General features: G+C 45.3%; 21 protein-coding genes and 2 pseudogenes. 5 read left to right on the top strand and 18 right to left on the bottom strand.

The window, feature by feature from the left end; translation table 11 throughout:
• Positions 1 to 1,356 precede the first annotated feature (1,356 nt).
• Positions 1,357 to 1,722, top strand: a pseudogene (locus ASL14_RS14145) (Rpn family recombination-promoting nuclease/putative transposase); the annotation flags it as partial.
• A 49-nt stretch (positions 1,723 to 1,771) separates the two neighbouring features.
• On the opposite strand, the gene ASL14_RS14140 reads toward ASL14_RS14145, so the two are convergent.
• The 14 genes from ASL14_RS14140 to ASL14_RS14080 form a co-directional block, all read right to left on the bottom strand.
• Complete coding sequence (locus tag ASL14_RS14140) at positions 1,772 to 3,499, bottom strand: adenine deaminase C-terminal domain-containing protein (RefSeq protein WP_134912054.1); 1,728 nt, start codon at positions 3,497 to 3,499, stop codon at positions 1,772 to 1,774.
• A gap of 28 nt (positions 3,500 to 3,527) precedes the next feature.
• On the bottom strand, positions 3,528 to 4,586 hold the full coding sequence (locus ASL14_RS14135) for an ABC transporter ATP-binding protein (protein WP_134912053.1): 1,059 nt from the start codon (positions 4,584 to 4,586) through the stop codon (positions 3,528 to 3,530).
• 16 nt (positions 4,587 to 4,602) lie between these two features.
• Positions 4,603 to 5,391, bottom strand: coding sequence for an ABC transporter permease (locus ASL14_RS14130; protein WP_044644351.1), 789 nt, complete (start codon positions 5,389 to 5,391; stop codon positions 4,603 to 4,605).
• 6 nt (positions 5,392 to 5,397) lie between these two features.
• A complete protein-coding gene (locus ASL14_RS14125; protein ID WP_134912052.1) occupies positions 5,398 to 6,219 on the bottom strand; it encodes an ABC transporter permease in 822 nt (273 codons plus the stop codon).
• Positions 6,220 to 6,246: 27 nt separating this feature from the next.
• On the bottom strand, positions 6,247 to 7,176 hold the full coding sequence (locus tag ASL14_RS14120; protein WP_134912051.1) for a nucleoside hydrolase: 930 nt from the start codon (positions 7,174 to 7,176) through the stop codon (positions 6,247 to 6,249).
• A complete protein-coding gene (locus ASL14_RS14115) occupies positions 7,176 to 8,249 on the bottom strand; it encodes an ABC transporter substrate-binding protein (RefSeq protein WP_134912050.1) in 1,074 nt (357 codons plus the stop codon). The genes ASL14_RS14120 and ASL14_RS14115 overlap by 1 nt, the downstream gene beginning before the upstream one ends.
• 175 nt (positions 8,250 to 8,424) lie before the next feature.
• Positions 8,425 to 8,769: a hypothetical protein gene (locus ASL14_RS14110; protein WP_014278613.1), complete on the bottom strand. Its 345-nt coding sequence runs from the start codon at positions 8,767 to 8,769 to the stop codon at positions 8,425 to 8,427.
• A gap of 348 nt (positions 8,770 to 9,117) precedes the next feature.
• Positions 9,118 to 10,446 carry a phage late control D family protein gene (locus ASL14_RS14105; RefSeq protein ID WP_223263993.1) on the bottom strand — a complete coding sequence of 443 codons (1,329 nt, stop codon included), beginning with the start codon at positions 10,444 to 10,446 and terminating at the stop codon, positions 9,118 to 9,120.
• A gap of 20 nt (positions 10,447 to 10,466) precedes the next feature.
• The gene (locus tag ASL14_RS14100; RefSeq protein WP_223263992.1) at positions 10,467 to 11,270 is read right to left on the bottom strand and encodes a hypothetical protein; all 804 of its coding nucleotides are present in this window, start codon (positions 11,268 to 11,270) and stop codon (positions 10,467 to 10,469) included.
• On the bottom strand, positions 11,267 to 11,734 hold the full coding sequence (locus ASL14_RS28110) for a DUF4163 domain-containing protein (protein WP_223263991.1): 468 nt from the start codon (positions 11,732 to 11,734) through the stop codon (positions 11,267 to 11,269). Before ASL14_RS28110 ends, ASL14_RS14100 begins: the two co-directional genes overlap by 4 nt.
• Before the next feature lie 47 nt (positions 11,735 to 11,781).
• The gene (locus ASL14_RS28105; RefSeq protein ID WP_237171575.1) at positions 11,782 to 12,123 is read right to left on the bottom strand and encodes a PAAR-like protein; all 342 of its coding nucleotides are present in this window, start codon (positions 12,121 to 12,123) and stop codon (positions 11,782 to 11,784) included.
• Between the two features lie 169 nt (positions 12,124 to 12,292).
• Positions 12,293 to 12,823 carry a hypothetical protein gene (locus ASL14_RS14090; protein WP_134912049.1) on the bottom strand — a complete coding sequence of 177 codons (531 nt, stop codon included), beginning with the start codon at positions 12,821 to 12,823 and terminating at the stop codon, positions 12,293 to 12,295.
• Positions 12,807 to 13,412, bottom strand: coding sequence for a hypothetical protein (locus ASL14_RS14085; protein ID WP_134912048.1), 606 nt, complete (start codon positions 13,410 to 13,412; stop codon positions 12,807 to 12,809). Before ASL14_RS14085 ends, ASL14_RS14090 begins: the two co-directional genes overlap by 17 nt.
• A 443-nt stretch (positions 13,413 to 13,855) precedes the next feature.
• Positions 13,856 to 14,812: a nucleoside hydrolase gene (locus ASL14_RS14080; RefSeq protein WP_134912047.1), complete on the bottom strand. Its 957-nt coding sequence runs from the start codon at positions 14,810 to 14,812 to the stop codon at positions 13,856 to 13,858.
• Positions 14,813 to 15,018: 206 nt separating this feature from the next.
• Here ASL14_RS14080 and ASL14_RS14075 point away from each other — a divergent pair, with 206 nt between their 5' ends.
• Together ASL14_RS14075 and ASL14_RS14070 are read left to right on the top strand one after the other, a co-directional pair.
• A complete protein-coding gene (locus tag ASL14_RS14075) occupies positions 15,019 to 15,195 on the top strand; it encodes an aspartyl-phosphate phosphatase Spo0E family protein (protein WP_134914548.1) in 177 nt (58 codons plus the stop codon).
• Positions 15,196 to 15,408: 213 nt separating this feature from the next.
• Positions 15,409 to 16,017 carry a hypothetical protein gene (locus ASL14_RS14070; protein WP_134912046.1) on the top strand — a complete coding sequence of 203 codons (609 nt, stop codon included), beginning with the start codon at positions 15,409 to 15,411 and terminating at the stop codon, positions 16,015 to 16,017.
• An 85-nt stretch (positions 16,018 to 16,102) separates the two neighbouring features.
• On the opposite strand, the gene ASL14_RS14065 is transcribed toward ASL14_RS14070, so the two are convergent.
• The 3 genes from ASL14_RS14065 to ASL14_RS14055 are packed head-to-tail and all read right to left on the bottom strand — an operon-like array spanning position 16,103 to position 19,613.
• Positions 16,103 to 16,711 carry a pentapeptide repeat-containing protein gene (locus tag ASL14_RS14065; RefSeq protein ID WP_134912045.1) on the bottom strand — a complete coding sequence of 203 codons (609 nt, stop codon included), beginning with the start codon at positions 16,709 to 16,711 and terminating at the stop codon, positions 16,103 to 16,105.
• A gap of 36 nt (positions 16,712 to 16,747) precedes the next feature.
• Positions 16,748 to 17,257 carry a MarR family winged helix-turn-helix transcriptional regulator gene (locus ASL14_RS14060; protein ID WP_134912044.1) on the bottom strand — a complete coding sequence of 170 codons (510 nt, stop codon included), beginning with the start codon at positions 17,255 to 17,257 and terminating at the stop codon, positions 16,748 to 16,750.
• On the bottom strand, positions 17,247 to 19,613 hold the full coding sequence (locus ASL14_RS14055; RefSeq protein WP_134912043.1) for an ATP-dependent DNA helicase: 2,367 nt from the start codon (positions 19,611 to 19,613) through the stop codon (positions 17,247 to 17,249). Before ASL14_RS14055 ends, ASL14_RS14060 begins: the two co-directional genes overlap by 11 nt.
• A gap of 259 nt (positions 19,614 to 19,872) precedes the next feature.
• Between ASL14_RS14055 and ASL14_RS14050 the strand changes: the two genes are divergently transcribed.
• On the top strand, positions 19,873 to 20,862 hold the full coding sequence (locus ASL14_RS14050; RefSeq protein ID WP_223263990.1) for a diguanylate cyclase: 990 nt from the start codon (positions 19,873 to 19,875) through the stop codon (positions 20,860 to 20,862).
• 135 nt (positions 20,863 to 20,997) lie between these two features.
• Positions 20,998 to 21,180, top strand: coding sequence for an aspartyl-phosphate phosphatase Spo0E family protein (locus tag ASL14_RS14045; RefSeq protein ID WP_134912041.1), 183 nt, complete (start codon positions 20,998 to 21,000; stop codon positions 21,178 to 21,180).
• 95 nt (positions 21,181 to 21,275) lie between these two features.
• Here ASL14_RS14045 and cidR read toward each other — a convergent pair.
• A pseudogene (cidR, locus tag ASL14_RS14040) lies at positions 21,276 to 22,174 on the bottom strand (cidABC operon transcriptional activator CidR).
• Positions 22,175 to 22,302 lie beyond the last annotated feature (128 nt).

Below are 22,302 nucleotides of genomic sequence, written 5' to 3'. Positions count from 1 at the left end.
GAATTATTTTTGTTATATTCCAAATAGTTTTTTAGGAGAATTTATTTATGATTAGAAAGTATATTAAGAAGTTTGAAAATTTATGGAGTAAACATATCCTGCTTATAATTCCAATATCATTTTGCTATCTTATTTTTATGTTAAACTATAATATTGGTGCTAAGATTGTTTCTTTATTAGCTTCGTACATATTAATAACGGCTTATTTTATCAGTACGAAGGCAATTAAAAGCTATATAGCTTATGTAATACTGACACTAATACTGATACCAACTTTAATGTACATGGTAGTTTCTTATTTCATAATAGGTTTAGTTACCTTATCTATTATTTCGTTTTGGTCTTTTAAAAAATAGGTGAGAAATTCGAAAAATTTCTTACAGAAAAAGTAGAAAGCTTTCCTGAGTTACTTGCTGTGATACTAAAACTTACAATTTGGATTTTAGGATTTGCTGTTTACTTTTTTTTCTTTATAACTTTTCTCATTTTTTTCGTAAAAAACTATCCTGAAAATTCAGTTACATTAGCTATAGTTAGTTCATTCAATAATGTTTTAATAAATTTTGGAGCGTTAATATTCTCATTAATATTAACAGTGTTCATAATAAATTTTTTAATAAAATTAATACAAAAAGATGCTATGAGTATCCAAGTAAAGGAAATGAGCAATTTTCAAATTTCCAAGTTATTTTTCAAGGTGTTTATAATAATTATCTTTGCTGACATAACTTTTTCACTTTTGTATTTCTCCTTTTCAACAAGCAATATACAAAACTTTCACAACTATACAAACATTCTCGAATATTATGCTAAAATAATTCCCTATTACATCCAAACATTCTATTATGCATTTTGTTTACATTTTGCTGTACCAATGCCCACAACTCCTGTCATTATCGAACTGGATAAATCAGCAAAAGAACTGGCACATTTCCAAATAGTTGAGTTCTTCCATTTTTGTATTAATAAATTAATAGATATAACGATGCTGGCTTATATTGCTGGCATTGTAATTCACGCATTAGGATTTAAAAAAAGTTCACATAATTAAAATTTAGCTGGCCAAGGTGAAACTAAACGTATTCATAAGTGAGCACAATAAGAAAATATTCTCTTTTGGAAAAATACCACTGATCGAAATACCGATATATATAATAATATAAGATGAACTTGAAAATTCACATAGAAAACGGAGTAGATAGAATGGTGCTGTACAAGCGAAGCGGTCGCTTTTGTCCCCGGATTTCTCCCCTGATTATAAACTTTGTTCCGGAAATCCGGGGGCGGTGGCGATGGGAAGCACCATCTGTCTGCGGAGTGGCACTATAGGTAACTTTTTAAGATCATCTTATATAATTAGTAAACTGGCTTTTGTTTCTAAAAGGAGCGAATCCATCACAATGGGAGGTGCTGACCATGAACGAGCCTGTACTGAAAAAAGCGATGAACACCTTGGAATTTCTAAGTCAGGATCGGGAAGCCCGTCTTCAATATGAAGCAAGACAACGATATTTACACGATGAGGCATCCATGATTGAAGGAGCAAAAGAAGAAGGTAAGGCGGAAGGCAAAGCCGAAGGGAAAGCCGAAGGGAAAGCCGAAGGGAAAGCCGAAAGCCAGGCTGAAATTGCACGAAATATGCTCCGTTTGGGCGTAGATATAGATATTATCACTAAAGCATCCGGGTTATCAGTAGGTGAAGTAAAATCACTTCAACCATAACCCTAACCACTCAAAAAAGAGCCGACCCGTAAGAGGGTCGGCTCTACTATTATTCTTTTATCTCCGAAGGGTCCACAATCAAGGGTACAACCTTGCCTGCGTTTACATCAATCAGACCGTGATCCGTAATTTTCAAAGCCGGGCTGACTGGCAAAGAATGAGTGCTCAGCGACATGATTGGATTGTAATGGCGGTAGCCGAGCGACAGCAAGGCAGAACGCAGCTCCTTCACGTGGGCCGCTACCATTTCCAGCGGTCCTTCTGTTAAAATCCCGCCTACGGTTAACGGCAGATGGGACAGCACCTTGCCATTTTCAACTACGCAAAAGCCGCCTTGACTGGAAAGAACTGTATTCGCCGCCAATATCATATCCTGCTTGCTATGCCCCACGACCAGCAAGTTATGGTTATCGTGCGAATACGTGGTTGCCACCGCCCCGCGCTTAATCGTGTCTCCCCCGATCAAACCATAGGCCCGGTTACCATTCTTGCCATACCGCTCAAAAGTAGCGATAAGCCCGTGTTCACTCTGTTCCCACATCAGCTCACCATTCGCCACTTGCTCAGGTGCAATTCGTTCGCTCGTAAAGGTCGATCCGTCCTTCACCATCATAATACGGCAATGATGCGTACCATCCGCTACATCCAGCTCTACAGTAAAATCCTGCTCCGTGAGTGGCTTCAGCTTTACACTTTGGTAAAAATGAGGTGGAAAACGGCAGCTTAACGACTCTTGATGATACTCCTCAAATTTATCGAATACCTTTTGCCCATCCTTGTACACCCGTTCTACTTCAAGATGGTTCAGGTCGGACAACAATACAAAATCAGCTATTTTCCCTGGCGCTATCGTGCCCCGGTCGTGCATACGCATCCGTGTCGCAGGCGTGAACGTAGCTGCATAGATCGCATCCTCAGGCTTCATGCCCATCCCGATTGCTTTGCTTACAATATGGTTCAGATGCCCACGCTCTACGAAGGAATCCGGCATCACATCGTCCGTTACAAAGCAAAAATGCTGCGCCACGTCTTCCTGAATCAAATACTCCATCACTTCAGGGGTCATGGATTTTTCCTGAATCTCGATGAACATCCCCGCAGCCATACGCGCCTTCATGCCTTCAATGCTTTGGTGGGTATGGTCCGAGCCAATTCCCGCATAGATCAACTGATGCAGGTCCAGATCAAGCAACTGCGGCGTATGCCCTTCAATGATCAGCTCCGGGTAATGTTCACGAACATGACGTAAAATGCGATTGGTCTTGCTCTCCGGGTCACGAATCACATCCACATAGTTCATAATTTCACCCAGGCAGATCATCTCACCGGTTTGCAACAGTGCATCAATCTCAGGAATATCAATCTCCCCACCCGAGGTCTCCAGAGGTGTTGCCGGGACAGAGCTTGGAATGCCATAGAACATATCAGCTACGCACTCCTTGCTGGCCGTCATCATTTCCTGGATGCCTTCCAATCCGAAAACATTCGCCATTTCGTGCGGTTCCGGTACAATCGTCGTTACACCGTTGCGAATGAGCCCATAGGAAAAGGTTGCCGGTGTCACCATTGTACTCTCGATATGCAGATGAATGTCGATCAGGCCGGGAATCATATATTTCCCGTGCCCTTCCACAATTTCATTCACTTCAAACGACTCCAGACCGCGCTGACCGATATACATAAACTTTCCGTCAAGTATAGCAACATTGCCTTCCTCGAACGTCTTGTAATAGCTGTTATACACTTTTACTTGTAAAATCATTTTGTCTGCACGCATGATGTATCTCCTTCATTGAACCCGCTGATTATTGGACCAGCACCATTTTATCTGCCGGAAAATGCAGCGTAACCCGTTGACCGCTCAGGTACGGCGTGTCCATCTCCTGATTGGCGGTGAAGCTTCCTTTCGCCGTTTCTATCACATACTGATAGCTACGTCCCAGGTAGGTGCTCACTTTAATGATGCCGGGAAGCTCATTTTCCCCCGTCTCATTGCCTTCTGTGCGAATAACCAAATCATCCGGACGAATAGCCCCCTGACGGGCACCCGGCTGGACTGTACCCTGATTACGGGCCACACTGAACGAAAGATCGCTTGTACTCAGACGAATTCGTTCCCCCTCCTCAGCACGCTCGTCAAAGGACAGGAAATTATTGAATCCAATAAAACGGGCGACAAATTCGGTGGTTGGATATTTAAAAATCGTCGATGGCGCATCCAACTGCTCGATATTCCCCTTGTTCATAATCGCAACCCGGTCAGAAATCGAAAAACATTCCTCCTGATCATGCGATACGTATACGGTGGTAATCCCCAATTCCTGTTGAATACGGCGAATTTCCACACGCATATTCACACGCAGGTTCGCGTCCAGATTGCTCAGCGGTTCGTCGAACAACAGCAGGTCGGGTTCAATCACAAGTGCCCGCGCAATCGCAACACGCTGACGCTGTCCACCGGACAATTCACCGGGGAACCGCTTTTCAAAGCCCCCCAGACTGACCGTATCCAGCATAGCCATAACACGGCGTTTTACATCATCTTCCTTCACCTTGCGCAACCGCAGGCCAAAGGCAACATTATCAAAAACGGACAAATGCGGGAAAAGCGCATAGCTTTGGAATACAAAACCGAAATTCCGTTTATTCACCGGAACCCGAGTGTAATCCTTATCGCCAAACAAAAATGTTCCTTGTTTAGCTTCGAGAAATCCTGCAATCAGACGAAGCGTGGTCGTTTTGCCACATCCACTCGGTCCGAGCAGCGAGAGCAATTGCCCCCGTTCGAGCTGCAAATCGAAATCCTGCAAGATCAGTTGATTGTCATAAGCGACCGATACGCGATCCAGAGTAAGCAGTGCCATATCGTTGAAGCCTCCATTACCTTTTAGTGAAGTAAGACAATCCCATCAGTCGTTCAATCAAGAACATCAGAATACCGGTCAATATCATCAGCATTACCGAAATCGCTGCAATCGTCGGGTCAAAATAATTTTCGACGTAGGTCAGCATTTGAATGGGCAGGGTGCTGAAGCCCGGTCCTGTCATGAAGACGGAAATGTCGACATTGTTGAATGATTCCAGAAAGGCAATCAGGATAGCCGCAATAATACCTGAGCGGATGTTGGGCAGAACCACCTTGAAAAAGGTTTCCAGCCGTCCAGCTCCCAAGCTGAGCGCTGCTTCCTCAATCGCAAAATCAAAGTTGGACAAGCTGGACGCAATGACCCTTATAATGAACGGCAGCATAATCACCGTATGTCCGATCAACAGTCCTGCGTATACCGGCAAATGATAAACAATGATCAGATAACGCAGCAGTGTAAAGCCCAGCACAATACCCGGTATGAGCAGCGGGGAGAGGAACAAGGCATTTAGCGCATCCTTCCCGTGAAACGAAAAACGACTAAGCGCATAAGCGGCAGGCATGCCGATCAGCAGCGCCAAAATGTTACCCAGCAGAGAGACGACAATCGACGTTTTGAACGTGGACATAAACAGGTCTACTTCAAAAATATTTTGATACCAGCGCAAGGAAAAACCCTGCGGAGGAAATTTTAATACCGTGCCCGGCTCGAAAGAAGTGACCGATATGATCAACAGCGGACCGAGCAGAAAGACGAAGACCAGCAGGCTAAAGAAGCCTAGTCCGTAATGTTTCTCCCGCATATCCACCTACCCCTTCTGATTGAGTTTATGGGCCGCCTTATTTAAGAGACCGACCACGATAAATGTAATGACAATCATAATCGTTGCAATAACGGAGGCGAGAAACCAGTCATTCAGCGTCATCGCATTTTGATACAAAAATGTAGCAATGACGCGCTGTTTTCCTCCAAGTAGTGCTGGTGTCGTATAAGCCGTCAGGCTGCCCACGAAAACGAGAATGCTTCCGATAATCAGACCCGGTACAGACAGCGGAAACACAATTTTACGGAATGCACTGAAACGTGATGCACCGAGACTTTGAGCCGCATGGACAAGATCACCGTCGATATTTTCGAGTACACCAATCAGTGAAATAATCATCAGTGGTAGAAACAAATGAACCAAACCAATAATCATTGCCGCCGGAGTATACAAAATATTCAGCGGCTCATCAACGAGTCCTAAATCGATGAGCACATTATTCAACAGCCCTTTACGACCCAAAATGACCATCCAGCTAAATGACCGCACCACCGGACTGGTCAGTAAGGGAAAGATAGCCAAGGCCAGCAAAACCCCTTTACGGCGCGGGGCCTTTTGCGAAATATAATAAGCTGTCGGGAAGCCGAGCAGTACACATACGAGCGTCGTAACGACACTGACTTCCAGCGTAGTCAGCAATATTTTCAGAAAATAAGGGTCCTTGAAGAAATGGAGATAGCCTTCTAGGGTGAATGAGCTGTTCTGTACGAAGGTCGAGCCGATCGTCAACACAATCGGAATGACCATGAACACCGCCAGAAAGAGCAGACCTGGCAGCAGCAGCCAATACAAGTATGTTTTCTTCATGGGTAGCTCCTTGCGGTTATCAAAATGTTATTCCTTGTTCAGCACCTGAATAAATAGCTCCAGAAATGCCTCGCTGTCCACCTGTTCACACACGTTCATGTTTGGACTATGATTGAGACGATTCTGCACATCGCCCACCGTTTGTCCGTCACATATCCGACTGGAGGTTTCCACATCGACATACATGGGCGAAGTTTCTACCAGACTCGAATTCAGAGCAACGCCTACAGCAAGCGGATCATGAAGCGCACACGCTTTTACCCCGTTGCGTTCCTCATAGCGCTTGGTATAGATGGCGGTGCTATCAGCCACATAGCCGCGAATCGCCGGATCGGTGAGACGGGCAATATGGTCCGCTGTCAGCAGTGCCTTCCGTGTTACATCCAGTCCCACCTGTATCAAGCGCCCAAATCCGGCATGAAATACGATCCGCGCCGCTTCCGGGTCAGCATACATGTTATATTCCGCTACAGGCGTAATATTGCCGCACTCGTGAATAACACCGCCCATAAAAATGACCTCATTGACGTATTGCGTCAACTCCGGACATTTCAGAAGCGCCAACGCCAGATTCGTGAGCGGCCCGGTGCAAACCAGCGTCAGTTCTCCCGGATGAGCCATGACTGTATCAATGATGATGTCCGGCGCAAAGCCTTCGGACGCAGAAATAGCAGGGACAACCCCACTCAATGCGCCGCCGATGCCGTCTTCTCCATGAATACGATGCTCATGCAATCCTTTACGGATCAAGGGAGCATCGGCCCCCTGATAGACCGGAATATCCGGTCTATCCAAAAGGTCGAGGATTTTGCATGTGTTCAATGTTGCCTGTTTAAGCGATACATTACCGCACACGGTAGTAATAGCTGTAACATCCAACTGGCCGCTTTTGGCCGCTAATAAAATACCCAACGCATCATCAATACCTGTATCTACATCTAATATGACTTTTTTCATTATTGGGCAACTTCCCGGTTCCAGCGGTCCGTCCATTCCTTGATATGGTCATTGACGAATTTCATATCCAGCTTGGTCAGCTTGTTTACCACATCTGCACCATACGTAATTCCTTCTGTGTCCGCACCGGACAGCACCACCTGCGTATTCACCGGAGAATCAACCTTTGCCTTGGCAGACTTCTCTTGAACTTCCTTGCTCAGCTGCCAGTTGATAAATTCCTCAGCCAGTTCTTTTTGGTCGGAGCCTTTAACCACGTTGATCGTGTTCATTACTGCATAAGCCCCTTCACTCGGCGCTACAAATTTGGCTCCAGGCACAGCTGCTTGCAAATCTTTGAAATACATCTCCATAATCGGTCCGCCCGCGATTTCCTGCTGACTGAACATGTTGACGAACTCGGAGGTTTTGCTATAAAACTTAACGATATTCGGACTCAGCTCTTTCAGTTTCCCGAATGCCTGATCCTCATTAAATTCCTTACTACCCGCTACCTTGGAGGCCGCATCAACAACCATCGGTCCAGCCGTAGCCGTAATGTTCGGCAGAGTCACGTTTCCTTTGAACTCACTGCCCCACAGATCAGCCCAAGAAGTCACATTCTTTTTAACCAGCTCCGGGTTGTAAGCAATACCGAGGCGCCCAATCGTATAAGCAGGGCCATATTCCTCACCCAGCGGCGCTTTGGCAATATCATAAATTTGATTCAGGTTCGGCACCTTGCTGCGATCCAGCTTTTCAAACAAACCCTGTTGAATCCCCTGTTGGGCATAATAATCAGACAGATAAATCAGATCGACGTCTGTGCTTCCTTGACTAATTTTGTTCAACCGTTCTGCGTTATTCCCAATCTCCACTACAATATCAACGTTGTGTTCCTTCTCAAAAGGCTCGTACACTTCTTTGTTAAAGAAGTCTTCGGAGAAGCCCCATGTGGAAATGATTAGCTTCTTCTTGCCATCAGCCGAGTTGCTTTTTCCATCTTCCTGACCTCCGGTAGCATTGCTGCCACAACCTGCAAGCACAACAGATGCCAAGGTCAAAGCCATGAACCCTTTAAACCATTTTTTCATTTGAAACTCCCCCTATTTATTCATTCTGCGAACCTGATAACACAAAAAAGAAAAGTACTCTTGTAAAACAAGAATACTTTTCTTCGTAAACAAAGAATAAGTTGATCCCGCTGCGCGTTATAACAGGTTCTCCCCTCAGATAGATCCGAAGCGAAAAGCCGAATATCCAATTGTATTAGGATTCCTTCAGTATGATGTTCGTGATTGCCCACTGCGTTGCTGAATCATAGTCGCGCAGCAGAGCTTCAATATCGAGCCCCATATCCTCAATCAGCTTCTCGCGAAGTCTCTTCTTATACAGCATGGACATTCGGAAATCCACTTCCAGCTTCAAGCCGGGGGCTTCCACTTCCAATGCCGCCGAGCGTGGAGAACGCCGGTGCTTCGCCACAAAGGTAACAATGTTGTTCTCAACGGTGGCCCGCAGTAGCGTGGTCCCGAAGCCGAACAGTTCCTTTGAAATTTCGTTGTAAATCTGGCACATCCGCTTCTTGCTTTCATTACTGTCGAGCAGCGTCATGAACCCACCCTCATCAGCATATTACGTACAATCAACCTTTCAACACGATAGATTATACATAAATATATGATAAATAGCAAACAAAATCCCTAATGCAATAACATATGATGCGAAAAAGCGAACAATATGTCGAACTTTGTAGCTTTTCAACATTTTTACACTTTTTTCGTCTAACCCTTAAGCTTCCGAACGATACTATATTCCCCGCAGGAAAATTAAAGCAGACTACAAAGGCGTTATCGTCACCACTCTGGGAGAATATTTTTTTCTTCTACTATATATGTAGTTTTTATTTAAACGCATTTAACCGTACCCCGCGGGAGTCCCCTAGCGATTGTACGGTTTTTTTTATGTTATGTAGCTGACATCCTTCGCTGTGACTTGTATTGTGTTACCCGCATTGAATACTAAGTTGCCGTCAGCCTTAACACGGATGTCCTTTTTACTCCGCAGTTCGATTCCATGGTCATCCAGCAGTCGAATCACCACTTCATCGTCATTCCCCGTGATTAAAATTTCATTTTTCTCAAATATAATAGCTTTGCGGTACTTGGTCATAAATATTTTCGTTGACGGGTCCTTAATAAAGTCTCCCCCTTTAGATCTCTTTCGGATCGAGTGGGTTACAATAGCGTCTTTTTCGTTATGGGTCGGAAAGTAGATATCTACAAAATCGAAAAGCTCCGGCATGCAGTACCACCCCGTATTTCCTTCCGATGTATAAAATGTAGCATGTGGAAAAGCACAGGTTTCCTTAACGTTCGGCTTGACCTTATCCATTTCATAAAAAAACACCTTCACATGATCCTCTTCAATTCCAATCACCTTCGACTTCAATGATATGCCACGAATGTTCTCGTTTACAATCAGTTCCTGCTTCATTCCATCAGAGGTGGTTAGCACATATTCATGCCATAAGGAATTGTGTCGTATAAACGCAACAGACTGCAAGACGTATAAAGCTTTCCCTTTGAATTTAACCTCAGCCCCAATTTGTAGCAGGACATCTTTCGGCCCCGTCGTTTGCACTTTATAATACAAAAGATTGTCGTCTTTGCTTGCCCCTGGTTTGGTTTTTCTGATCATGGAGTAGTTATACTGTTTCAGCTCACCTTTATGGACACCATCAGGTAATCCAAAATAAAACTGAGGGTTCTCTCCTATCGAATCAGGTATCAGTCCCCAACCAAGCCGAGACGCTATACGTTTCAGAAACGACCAGTCCGTCTCATCGAATTGCATCGTAAATTCCTGTAAAAGCTGATCCTTTAAGCGACTGGTACAATTGGCTTTAGGATATGATTTGAGGACATGTTCAAGCAAAGCCTGTAGCTTCATTTTTACATTTTGAAAGGATTGTCTATGAGGCACTTCATCCAGCTGGCTAGTATAGGATAGGGCTTCGGCGACCAAATAGGCTACATTGGACACCAACTTGATTCTGAACTGTGTGACTAATCCTCGGAACAACACAATCTGTTTCTGATCATCATTCAGGTAAGAAACAACTAACTTAGCTCCTGCCTCCATATGATCCGTGTACTCTTCCATTTGAGTGCCAGTTAACACACCCGTCAAAAAGACTTTTACATGCTCATTCATTTTTTGCACAACTTTAACTTTCGGATTTTTAAGAGATAGAACAGTTCCGTTATACTTTATGATTGGATATCCCATGTTTCTGCTCCTTTTGTCAGCTAGTTTATGTTTATCCGTTGTTTACTTACATATTGAATGACATCTTTAACGGTTTGATTATGTGCCTGATCGTTGAGAGCCTGATCCAGTGTAGGGAGCGTGGTAAAGGTTTTATTTTTCTTCTGAAAATATATGCCTGCTATAGGGAAAGGCTCAATTAGACTTGGCCCTGCTCCTGCGTCGACGTAAGCGATAATAATGACGTCTTTTAGTCCATCTTTATTCACGTCCTTAAAAGCTACTGCTGCTAGCCCATCCTCTCCAGACCAGTTATTTCCATAAAATTCAGGGAACGAGTATAGAATATAACCTTGCTCATCTAACAAAAAGAAATAATTCCCTCGGGCTTCCTCGATCATTCCAACAGTCGAAACAAACTTGACATGCCCCCATCCTTCAAAACTGGTTTCAAAGGACTGCTGCTCATCAATGTTAAATTGGTCGGTATCCAATTCCCCCCCGTTAACAACGGTAGCGGACTGATCAACAACAGGGTTTAGTTCTTGCCATAATTCCTTATTTTGCTTAATGCCATCTGGAATTTGCGCAAAACGAATCTCATACTCTGCATGGTCCCCTACTGCATGAGCCACGGGTATACTCACTCCCAATGAATCACTTGTAAGATAACTAAACGTATCTAATTCTGACTCCTCGACTGAACCTTCCGGTACATCTGCGCTTGTTAACCATTGATTTAACTCATTTTGAGTAAAATCACCGATTAAGCCTTTTTGCTCCGGTTGTACAGCTGTAATTTTCCCATTTTTTAAAAGCTCTATAAAAGGTTTCTCGATCTTCACAGATCACTCAATCTTAATCTTAAAGCCTGCTTCATATCCAAGTTGGTCGTATAAAAAATATGATTAGGATAGGCCGCATCTTTCACATAACGAATACCCGTATATTGAATACTCAAGAACCGTTCACTTTGCCGTTTAATTTCATAATCAATCTCTACATGAACTTCAGTATCAGAATCGGCATATTCATGTAATCCTTTTACAGCTTCGGTCTTAAGAATCTGGTTTAAAGATTTTTGCTTTACAGCATCCTTGAGTTTTGTAATTTGAGGATATTTAATAATGATCCCATTTTCCGAATATTTCGCTTGAATAAGCTCATAATTTTGCTGATTATAAGCATCATTACCTTTATTGTTTTCAACGTGAATTGAACTTACATCTTTTGGAACTTTACCGCACGAAGCCATTATCATTAACACAAGTATAATAAATGCTATTTTCTTATAATGAATTCTAATCAAGAGCTTTTCCTCATCTCACAACGTTAAGAATAAATCCTCAAAATTTATTAGAAAATATTCTCGCATTTCTTGTAATACATTTCTCTATCTTTTAATCCATTGTACCCGCCATTAACTTTTTTAGTAATTTGCCTTACAGTTGCACCTTTGTCACACAGAGCATTCATATTATGCTGCTCCCACCAAAATCCTGCGCTTGTCCTCGTGAATGAAATTTTTCCACACCACATGCATAAATTTGTGGAGCAGCTCATAAGAGCCGGAGATTGATCTACGTATACATCCTTCTTTCCATTCAACCAAGGCATAGAAACGCTCGGTTTGCAGGGCTGCGGAATGATTTTTCCGGAATTACCTTTGTTAGCAGAAGAAACTGCAGGATTATGCATACTGCGGCACATTCCGAATGAAGGGATATGGTCTGTGGGTGAAAATCTTGAATATTCCCCTGCAATTTATCACCAATACTAACGCCCCTGTTAGCTGAAACACTAAACCTTCCTGTATGACTTCCATAGTTACACTGTATCTGTGCTCCATCCACTACATAGCTCTCACTCATTCTTGGACTCTCCTTTGTATAGATGGCCCCTCTGTATCGACCTTTTGTAATTTCAAGCCTGCCAAGTTGAACTTTAAAATACATTCAGCCACATCAAGATCCACAATGATATGATGATTGGCATTCTGAATCCTGAATATCTTATGTTTCTCCACTGCATATTCATCTAAAATGATTTTCCTCAGTGTACCGTCCCTATGATATTCACTAAGTGGTGATAAACACTTAAGGCTAGGCGGATTAGCCAGCCAATACCTCGTTTGCTGCATTCGCTGCATATCGGCAAAAACAACCAACTTCCAGCTTAATCCGGCTTGATATATATCAAAGATTTCCTTTAACTGCTCTGAAACTATGGATACCGGATGCTCAATAAAATCGATATAGTCTGCATCACCAGAAACATAAAATTGCAAAATAGACTCTTCATCAGCGACGGATAAGCTTTCCGCCCATTCCCATAGCTGCTTGCGATCTATCTCTACCGGATACATATAATCTGTAATACGATCATCTTGTTGAATCATGTAATATTCCATACGCTGCTGAATACACCGCCTCACTGATTCCTTTATATTCTCCTATTCTTACTTCCAAATCGTCCTCGTAGTTCAGCGCCTGGAATTCCGGTAGTTGTATAGCCTGTGGAATAGCATCCTTAGCCAGCTTCACAATGTAAGCATGGAATTGTTCCGCAGCTTGAAGTACGAAACGCTCGACATCAGGCTCAATAATTTTATTCATATAGGGTTTTCGAAGTTGGTTCAATTCATCCTCCAGTTCTCCCAGAAAGCTAAAGGCCCATCCTGCATCATAGAATCCCTGACATGGCTGGGGATCGAAGAACCAGCTTTTATCGTAGGCTTCGATGACATAGTTATAGTTGCGATCCACCAGGTATGTACGCCTCATTGAATAGGTAATGTATCCGATCCTTGCTTTTGCCGCGTCTATATGACTGGCTTGCAGGCAAGTCCGCTGAAAGGATTGAATGAAGGATAACATTAACTCTTGTTTTCTTTGCTCATACAAAGACGCTACTTGGTGTAATTTCTGGCTCAGCACATCTTTCGCATAGGTCTTATGGAAGTGTTCTAGGGCTTCAAGTCTATTCATAATTCCACCTCTGAACCTATTATATAGAATATTTACATGATATTACTGGTTCTATTCCCCTATTTTATTACACTATTTTCATATCGTGAGAGTACATATGGATTTATGAAAATGAATGAAAATAATTATTTCACTTCATAAATGCGTAATAATTAGCCAAATACTCTCGAAGAAACGACCGTATCAGACCTATTTAATGAAGGTTTGCGCAAGCGAATAGGTAAATTGGAGTAGAAAGCCCGGTAGCGGAACTGAGATTACACTACACCTGACATTGAAAACATATCAGGAATTTGCTTAAAGCAGAGGCTGGATTCTACTCATACATGGCCTAAAAGGGCACAAAAACCCGTGACGGATATCGTCACGGGTTTTCATGTCATGGATGTTTGCTAATGGGTAGTAATGTCACTCTAAACTTACGTATATGTGCAGGGCTGAGCCTAATAACGCTTGGGAGCAGCCAGCTTGGCCAAATCCGACATGTACGTAAAAAAGGCTTCCGGGTCTGTGTCATATACCAGATTGACAGGGCGGCCTTCCGCCTGTTCCACGGTTCTGCCCTGACTCGGGCCGTCTGCGATGACGCTGCAATGTACTGTCTTTTTCTTTACAATATCCGGACGTCCCACTGATGCGGTGGTCAGCACATCCCACAGGTAGTAGGTCGAGTTCGTCTCGCTATAGACGAGCGGCGGACACCCTGCGTAGCAGTTGCCCAGGAAATCCACGCCCTCATATCGGCGCTCAGCAGCCCAACGTTTGCGTACGGCTGGCGTTAATGGCACTTTGCTCGTGCTTTCCAGCGCTACCAGATCAATGGTAATGCCGCTTTGCCATACACGATATGCCGCTTCGGGGTCCCAGAACACATTCCATTCTGCTGTGCCATCGTGCTCAGGCTCCTCTACATTACCTTTTTCAAAGGTGCCGCCCATCCATACCAGCTTGTCGATTTTCTCTTCAATATCCGGTGCCTCATCCAGCGCGCGTGCCAGATCGGTCAGTGGTCCAGTGAAAAGGAGCAGTGTTTTGCCTTCGGCTCCACGTACCTTTTCGATCAGATGCTGATGAGCCGGCAGAGCGGAAAGCGGCGCTTCCATTTGTCCCGATTCATTCAGTACAGGTAGTGCATCTACATAGAAGGAATGTAAACGCCAAGCAGCAGGAAATGGATTTTTACCGCGTGAATTAGACTTCGCGACTTCCACAGATCCTTTATTTTTACCAAAACGATCAATAATTTTACGACTGGCATCCGTCGCAGGCTCCAGGTAACCATCTGCTGGAATAACCGATACTCCGGTCAAATGAACTTGCTCCATCTGAAGCAGCATAAACAGGGATACCAGATCATCCACTCCACCATCATGATTAAAATAAACGTTTGTCTGACTCATCTGTCTCTTCCTTCCTCTATCCCCGCGTAACAGGCATGTTCTCATCGGCAATCATCTTTCATTATGACTGATCGCTTCACGGGAGTAAATGTGCTATACTACTTTACATCAAGAAAAAAAGCCCTATATTTACCATTAATGTATAATTCAATTTTTATGCAATTGCTTTTATACTCTTACGAGCAGCAGGGAAGTAGGTGCAGCCTATGGTATCCAATCTGAATGCATCCGGGGATGGTTTGCTTGCCATCATTGAAGAATTGCGCAGAGAGCTTATTACAAAGGCACAACATGCCGCCTTTACCGACCCCTCCATAGTAGAGCTAAGTCAGCGTCTGGATCATTATGTAGTCCTTGCCCAGCAAAGAAAGAAGAGAAACTAATGCCCCCTTGGTCCCCACCATACAATCCTTCCCCTCTCGGGTCAGTTCAACATATAAAGCACCCATTTCCCTGTCCGGTCCCGGTCCTGATCCTCAGGTTCTGCCGCTGGAGCAGGGATTTTTTTTTACTTCGTGCATAAGAAAGGTACAAATGTGTGTAATAACAGAGTAGAAGCATGAGTTTATTCGGAAGCGTACTAAGGAGAGATGCATATGACAGCCCGAACAATAGAAGAGTTGGAGCAAATTCGCAAGGAGTGCAGATCCATGGTGACGAAAAGGGCTGCGGCTTCGGGCGGAGCAGTATTGGTTCCAGTTCCAGGGGCTGACGTTCTGGCCGATGTTGGCATTCTGATGCAGTTGCTGCCTGCCATTAACGGGAAATTCGGATTATCCGAAAAACAGTTAAACGGTCTGGATGCGGAAACAAAATCCATGGTGTATGGCTTTATCACCTCGATCGGTAGCAAGCTGATCGGTCGAATCATTACCCGCGAGGTGATCGTGCAAATTTTGCAAAAGATGGGCGTTCGCATCGCCACCAAGCAGGTTAGCAAATTTGTACCCTTACTGGGGCAAGGACTGGCTGCCGCGATTGGCTTTACCGCGATGCGCACCATTGGCAATCGACATGTCGAACAGTGCTATGAAGTAGCCAAGCGTTTGCTGGAGCAGCAGGCTTCGGCGGATATTGCCCGCAATTGGACCGTACCGCAGCAGCCTTTGGACCCTGCGGGAATTGAACTGTTGCCCGGCCGGAACCTGGAAGCAGCGATCCCACTGCTGCCCGCTTCCGATAAAGATCAGGAACCCAAATCCTAGTCCCGACAGCTACATCACTTTCAACCTAAACCAGCATGGGGATATCCCGGGGCAAGCCGCCAGCTCCTGCGAATCTCCGTGCTTTTTACTCTTCCACCTTGGCTCCATAGGATCGGGCCACGGCTACCGCCTGCTGGATGTCGAGCCTGGCTCCGGTGATATTCAAATCTTTGAAATTCACGCCATCCATCTTCGCACCACGCAGATCCGTTCCTTGAAGCTGCGCCCGGTGCAGCCTTACCCGGGTAAGATCCGCTTCCCGCAAATCTGTCCTTTCCAGATTACATTCGGATAAGTCAGCTTCCTTGAATCGTATTTTTCGCAAATCCTGTTTTCTTAAATCTGCATGACGCAAGTTCGTATAAGACCAATCTCCGCCTGTAATCGTGATACCATCCATATTCGCCCCTGCGAAATCTGAGCCTACCAGCTTGCAGTTATCGAACCGGGCCACAAACAGATTTGCGCTGGTAAACAGGCAATTGGTAAAAGCAGACTCCTTGTAATGTGATGCATTCAGCGTGGCCCCCGTAAAATCACAATCTACAAAAGTACAGTCTTCAATAAGAGATTCATTCATCTCCACACCCCGAAAGCGACAGCGGATAAACTCACAATTTCTCCACTCACCTTCCCGGGCATCCATCGAACCAAAATCACGGGCTTCATAGACCTCATCTGTATAAAAAAACATGTTCTCCCCCTATACCTTATCCCTAAGATCAGGAACTCAGCTTTTCGGCAAGGAATGCTCAAAACCGCTTTTCATTTTCCCCAACAAACCCTTCATCATCTTATGATCTTGTGCCGTAAACTCAGACATACACGATCGGATCAGCTTCGTGTAATAAGGGACTATCTTGCTTAACAGTTCTCCTCCTGCCTCCTTTAATCCCACGGTCACCATCCGTCCGTCACTCTCGTGAGCCACACGTTCAATCATGCCTTCTCGCTCTAACCCGTCGATCAGCCCGGTCATGGTTCCACGCGTGACATCGGCTTTTTCCGCCAACTCTGATGGTGTCATGCGATGCGGCGCATGGCAATGCAACAGGCTAAGGACGATGATCCGGCCCTGAGAAGCCCCCAACTTGGTTAGATCCGTATCCATTTCTCTGAAAATACCGTTAGCCAAGCGCGCAAATGTCACAAAAGTCTCTATATTTTCCACTTCGGCATCCTCATGTCCAAAGCTACGCAGCACCCCGCGTATGGAGTCATTATGAAAATTAAAATTCATAGTCTATCCATTCCTTTCTTAATCCCGCTTGTTCCGTCAAACGGTAGCTTCTCCATTCTTCTGGCAGCAAAGATGCATACGGTTCCTTGGCAAAACGATCATCTACCAGGACCAGCAAGCCTTCGTCGTGCTCTGTGCGAATGAGTCTGCCACCTGCCTGAAGAACCTTGTTCATCCCCGGATATACATACGCATAGTTGAAGCCATTCCGTCCCTGCTCCGAAAAATAATCCCGCAGCACATCCCGCTCTGCTCCAATTTGCGGCAAGCCAACGCCGACGACCACTACCCCATTTAAGCGATCACCCGGCAGATCAACTCCTTCGGCAAACACGCCCCCCAGTACGGCAAACCCAAGCAGGGTACGCTCTTGCCCCGGCTGAAAAGCCTCCAGAAAGTGATCCCGCTCCGGTTCGGTCATGCCTGGACTTTGTACCAGCGTATCCGCAGACACGCCCCGGGCCGTAAATTCCTCATATACCTCTCGCAGATACGGATAGGAAGGGAAAAACACGAGCATATTCCCTTTACGCTCCTCAGCCAATCCCGCCAGCATATCTGCAATCGCCCCCTTCGAGCGTTCACGATCCCGATAACGAATAGAGAGCGGCAGCAGGCGTACATCCCATTGCTCCTGATGAAAAGGGGAAGGAACCTGCAACGTGTAATCTTCTTCCCTCGCTCCCAGCATGTCCCGGTAATACGCAAGCGGCGTCAACGTCGCAGAAAAATAAATGGCCGAGCGATAGCCCTTCACAGCCTGACCCAGCAAATGCGAAGGATCCAGGCAGAACAGCTTGACCCGCACTTCACTGCGTCCCGCCTCGATATAGGTAACGTAGCGTTCATCGTACAAAGCTGCAATCCGCAGCATATTTTGAGCGGCAAAATACGTATCCAACAGCAATGTATAGGCCGCTCCTGAGCTGCTCGTACTACCGGCGCCAGTTAACAGCTCACGTTCGGCTGCCTCTACAAAAGGTGCCAGCAGCCCCAGCACCTCATGCGGCGCCTCCGTATTCACTGCTTTTCCCGTATCCGCGTACAGCTTGCGCAACGCAATCATATGCGCGTTAACTGCACTGGCCGCCCCGGCAATCTCCGGGCTTTGCAGCTTGAACTCTTTTTTCAATTCCAAAAAAGACGATTTCAACATTTCCGCCGAAAACATATCTCGGCCGCGTTCCACCAGATTATGCGCTTCATCCACCAGCACAACACCTTTTCGCTTGTGCTCCTCCAAGAGTCTTTTCAAGGAAACACGCGGATCAAAAACATAATTATAATCACTGATTATACCATCCGAGGCATACGCCACATCCAGCGAAAATTCAAAGGGACATACCCTGTGCTTACGTGCATAATACTCGATCACCGCTCGGGTCATTAACGTCTCGTTCGCCAAAATATCGGACACCGCACCGTTGATCCGGTCGTAATATCCCTCGCACATGCTGCATGATCCGGCATCGCAATCATTTTCATCCTTGAAGCAGATTTTATCCTTCGCCGTCAAGGTTACTACATGCATATGCAGCCCTTGGGCCTGCATCTTGGCATACGCTTCTTCTGCTGCTGCGCGGGTCGTGGTGCGGGCAGTCACATAATACACACGGCTAGCCAGCCCTTCACCGATGGCCTTGATCGCAGGAAACAGGGTGGATACCGTTTTACCGATACCCGTAGGCGCTTTCGCAAACAGATTGACACCTTCTGCAATTGTCTTGTATACCGAACCCGCCAGAGGCCGCTGGCCTGAACGATATGTGTCAAAGGGAAAGACCAGTGTTACAATACTGGCATCCCGTTTCTCCGCATGCGCTCTTAACAGGAAAGCATACGGCGCATAACCCTCGACCATCCTCAGCGCAAAGGTCTCCAGCTCTGCAAAGGATAACTCCCGTCTGAATCGCTGAATTTCTCCGCTGTGTGCCTGTACATAAGTAAGCTGGGCCTGCATGGAATTGCGCTGCTCTTCGCGGGCAATCATATAGGCGTACAGAAATGCTTGCGCCCAATGCACAGGTTGACCATCCCCCGGAATATCTTCGAGAGGAATGGAGACCGATTTGATTTCATCAACCGTCCATATGCCGTCCAGCTCAATCAGTCCATCACAGCGGCCCTCAACGATAAATAGGGCATCCTCATATAAAATTTCTGTGCGCAGATGTACCTCTTTGCGGTCATGCTCCTTATAGCTTTTTTGGATAAGCTGATGCACGCGTGTTCCTTCCAGCATGCTGCTGTTCGTGCGGAAACCACCGTGAATGCTGCCGCTCCGATGCACATATTCCACAAGGGGTCGCACCGATATGTTAATTGGTTCCTTCATACGATCACCCGTTCCGGTCATAGTCCTTTCACTGTACCACGTAGACAGACGAAACGTAAGAGGCAAAAGGATTGTTTGTCATCTAACTGGTATTCACTCATGACCTCTTTTTTCCGAAATATAGAAATAGGGCTTTTAGCTTTCACTTCTTAACGATACTACAACTCACATTACAATCATAAGGGATAGGGATATGTTAAAAGAACTAATCAACAATTTTGCGTTATTAACAAGTTTCTTATTCTTTGGGAACTTATTTTTCCGAAAATACGAGCGTTATATGGAAAAGCATGTATGGCTTTATCGGGTGTTAAACGGTTTGATGCTGGGGATGTTCGGTATTCTGTTGATGATGACAGGTGTATGGGTCCGCGGGCATTTTGTGGTCGATCTGCGCCAATTGGCTATTATCATATCTGTTTATATGGGAGGAACGATATCCGGTCTGTTGACCACCCTGATCATAAGCCTGTACCGTATTTACATCACCGGTGGTTGGACAGATGTTTCTCTGACTGCTACTGTCAATTGCTTCATGACACTGGGCATTTCACTTACCTTCATTCGAGAAAAAAGCCTAACCCTCCGCAAATGGATGTCAGCCGTGCTTGGAGCTGCTGTTGTGTCGCTGTTATCTACTTTCTATGTGGTTAATCCTCCTAATAATGAAACTATTATAATAGTCACAACCGTTAAGTTGCTTGGCGGCCTGTTCACTTATTTTATGGTGTCCCATATCAAAAAAACAGAACGGGCCATTCATCTACTCGAAGAGGCTGCGAATCGGGACCATTTAACCGGATTATACAGTCCGCGTGCTTTTGATGCGCTATTTGAAGAGGTCTTTCATACTTCCAAGGCTACAAAGCAACCTTTTGGGGTCGTGATGCTGGATATTGACCACTTTAAAAATATTAATGATACGTATGGTCATTTAAACGGTGACACCGTCTTAAACCAATTGGGAATTTTGTTAAACCGGGAGTCTACAAGGAGGACATACCCCTCCCGTAAAGGTGGAGAAGAATTTGCCATTCTGATTGGAGATTGCGACAGCCAGAAAGCAGCAAGCTTTGCCGAAAAGATTCGAAAGGCTGTGGAAAACGGTCCCTTTCAACTAAATGACGGAACCATCGTTCCTCTGACGGTATCTATCGGAGCAGGCAGCTTTCCTACCATTGCAGCGGATAAATTATTGGAGAAGGTGGACGACGCTCTTTATGAAGCTAAACACTCAGGACGCAATCGGGTAGTAATAGCAAAACGATAATTATAAGTCGCTAAATGTCAGGAAAGCTGGATTATTGTTAATAAAAAGTGGTAAAATGGAAATAAGAATCGTATTAGAAATACCTTCTGCCGCTAGAGGAGACATGCCTTACAATCTACATGGGGGGTGGGCTTTTTGAACCTCGAACAATTGGAAAAACTCATGGAAAAAGAACGCCGCGAACTAAATCGTATGGCAACCTTACATGGATTAAGGGATGAACGTGTATTGGACAAGTCCTCTCGGCTTGACCGAATTATGGACAAGTATCTCCACACCAAGCGTGCGGTAAATGGTAGCAATCAGGCACATTCATAGAAGAAAGCTACACCGCTGCCCGTAAGGGCAGCTTTTTTGTACATAGCGTCGTATCCCATTCCCATACCTGTACACGTTAACTTTCCGGTAGGACACTACTTTCTTCCGTACTGCGTCCGCAGTAGTTCCTGCGTAAACGTAATCCATTCTCTGGCGGCAAAGGACAGATACCGATCCTTTCGCCAGATCATCCCTAGATGCCAGGGAATGACGGGATCAACGAGTGGAATAACACGCAATCGTTCGGAATCAAGGTCACGGCAAATCGCTTCCGGCAGCAGCGCTATCCCCAGGTTCGCAGCAACCATTTCGCTGATCAGATCCCATTGTGAGCTTTCATAGACGACTCGCGGCTGGAAGCCAGCCCGGACACACTCTGCAATAATACGGTCATGCAGTGTAAAATCCTCGCGGAATAGCACAAACGATTCCTCCGCCAGCGCTGCCAGCGGTACCTCTGTACGCTCTGCCAGTACATGCGTAGGGTGAACCAGCAAATTCAGCTTTTCCTCCACGAACAGAAACGTCTCGAATATGTCCCCACTCGGCGGCAACACAATTACGCCGATATCCAATGCACCCGCGCCTACGTCCTGCTCTACTTTTTTCGCCCCATCCTCAAATAGCTGAATGGTCACATCGGGATATGCCTTGTGAAATTCCCCAATGACACGCGGAAAAAAGCTCGATCCGACCATGGGGGCAGACCGATACGGATGTGCCCTTTTTTCAGGTTCATCAAATCACTCAGCTCGGAAGACAAGCTCTGGAAGGACTTCACAATCGCTTGCGCCTGAAGCTCAATTACCTTGCCCGCGTCCGTCAGCTCGATTCTTTTGCCGATCCGGTCAAACAAAGCGACACCCAATTCATCCTCCAGACTTTTAATCGTTTTGCTGATCGTCGGCTGTGTAATAAACAGGCTCTGGGCCGCCTTCGTAAAGCTGCGCAAGCGCGCGACCTCCAAAAAATACTGCAAATGTCGAATATCCATCCTATCACCTTCTTCCATAGATAAACGGAATACATCTTATTCTTTATATGCATTTTACTCATGAAAGCATGTGATGTAAAATTTCATTACAGTTTGAAAATAACAGAACTCATAGATAGGAGCCATTA

Origin of the sequence: Paenibacillus sp. IHB B 3084, assembly GCF_001447315.1 — a bacterium.
In the GTDB taxonomy this organism is placed as follows: Bacteria; Bacillota; Bacilli; order Paenibacillales; family Paenibacillaceae; genus Paenibacillus.
This window is presented reverse-complemented; position numbering and strand designations above follow the sequence as displayed.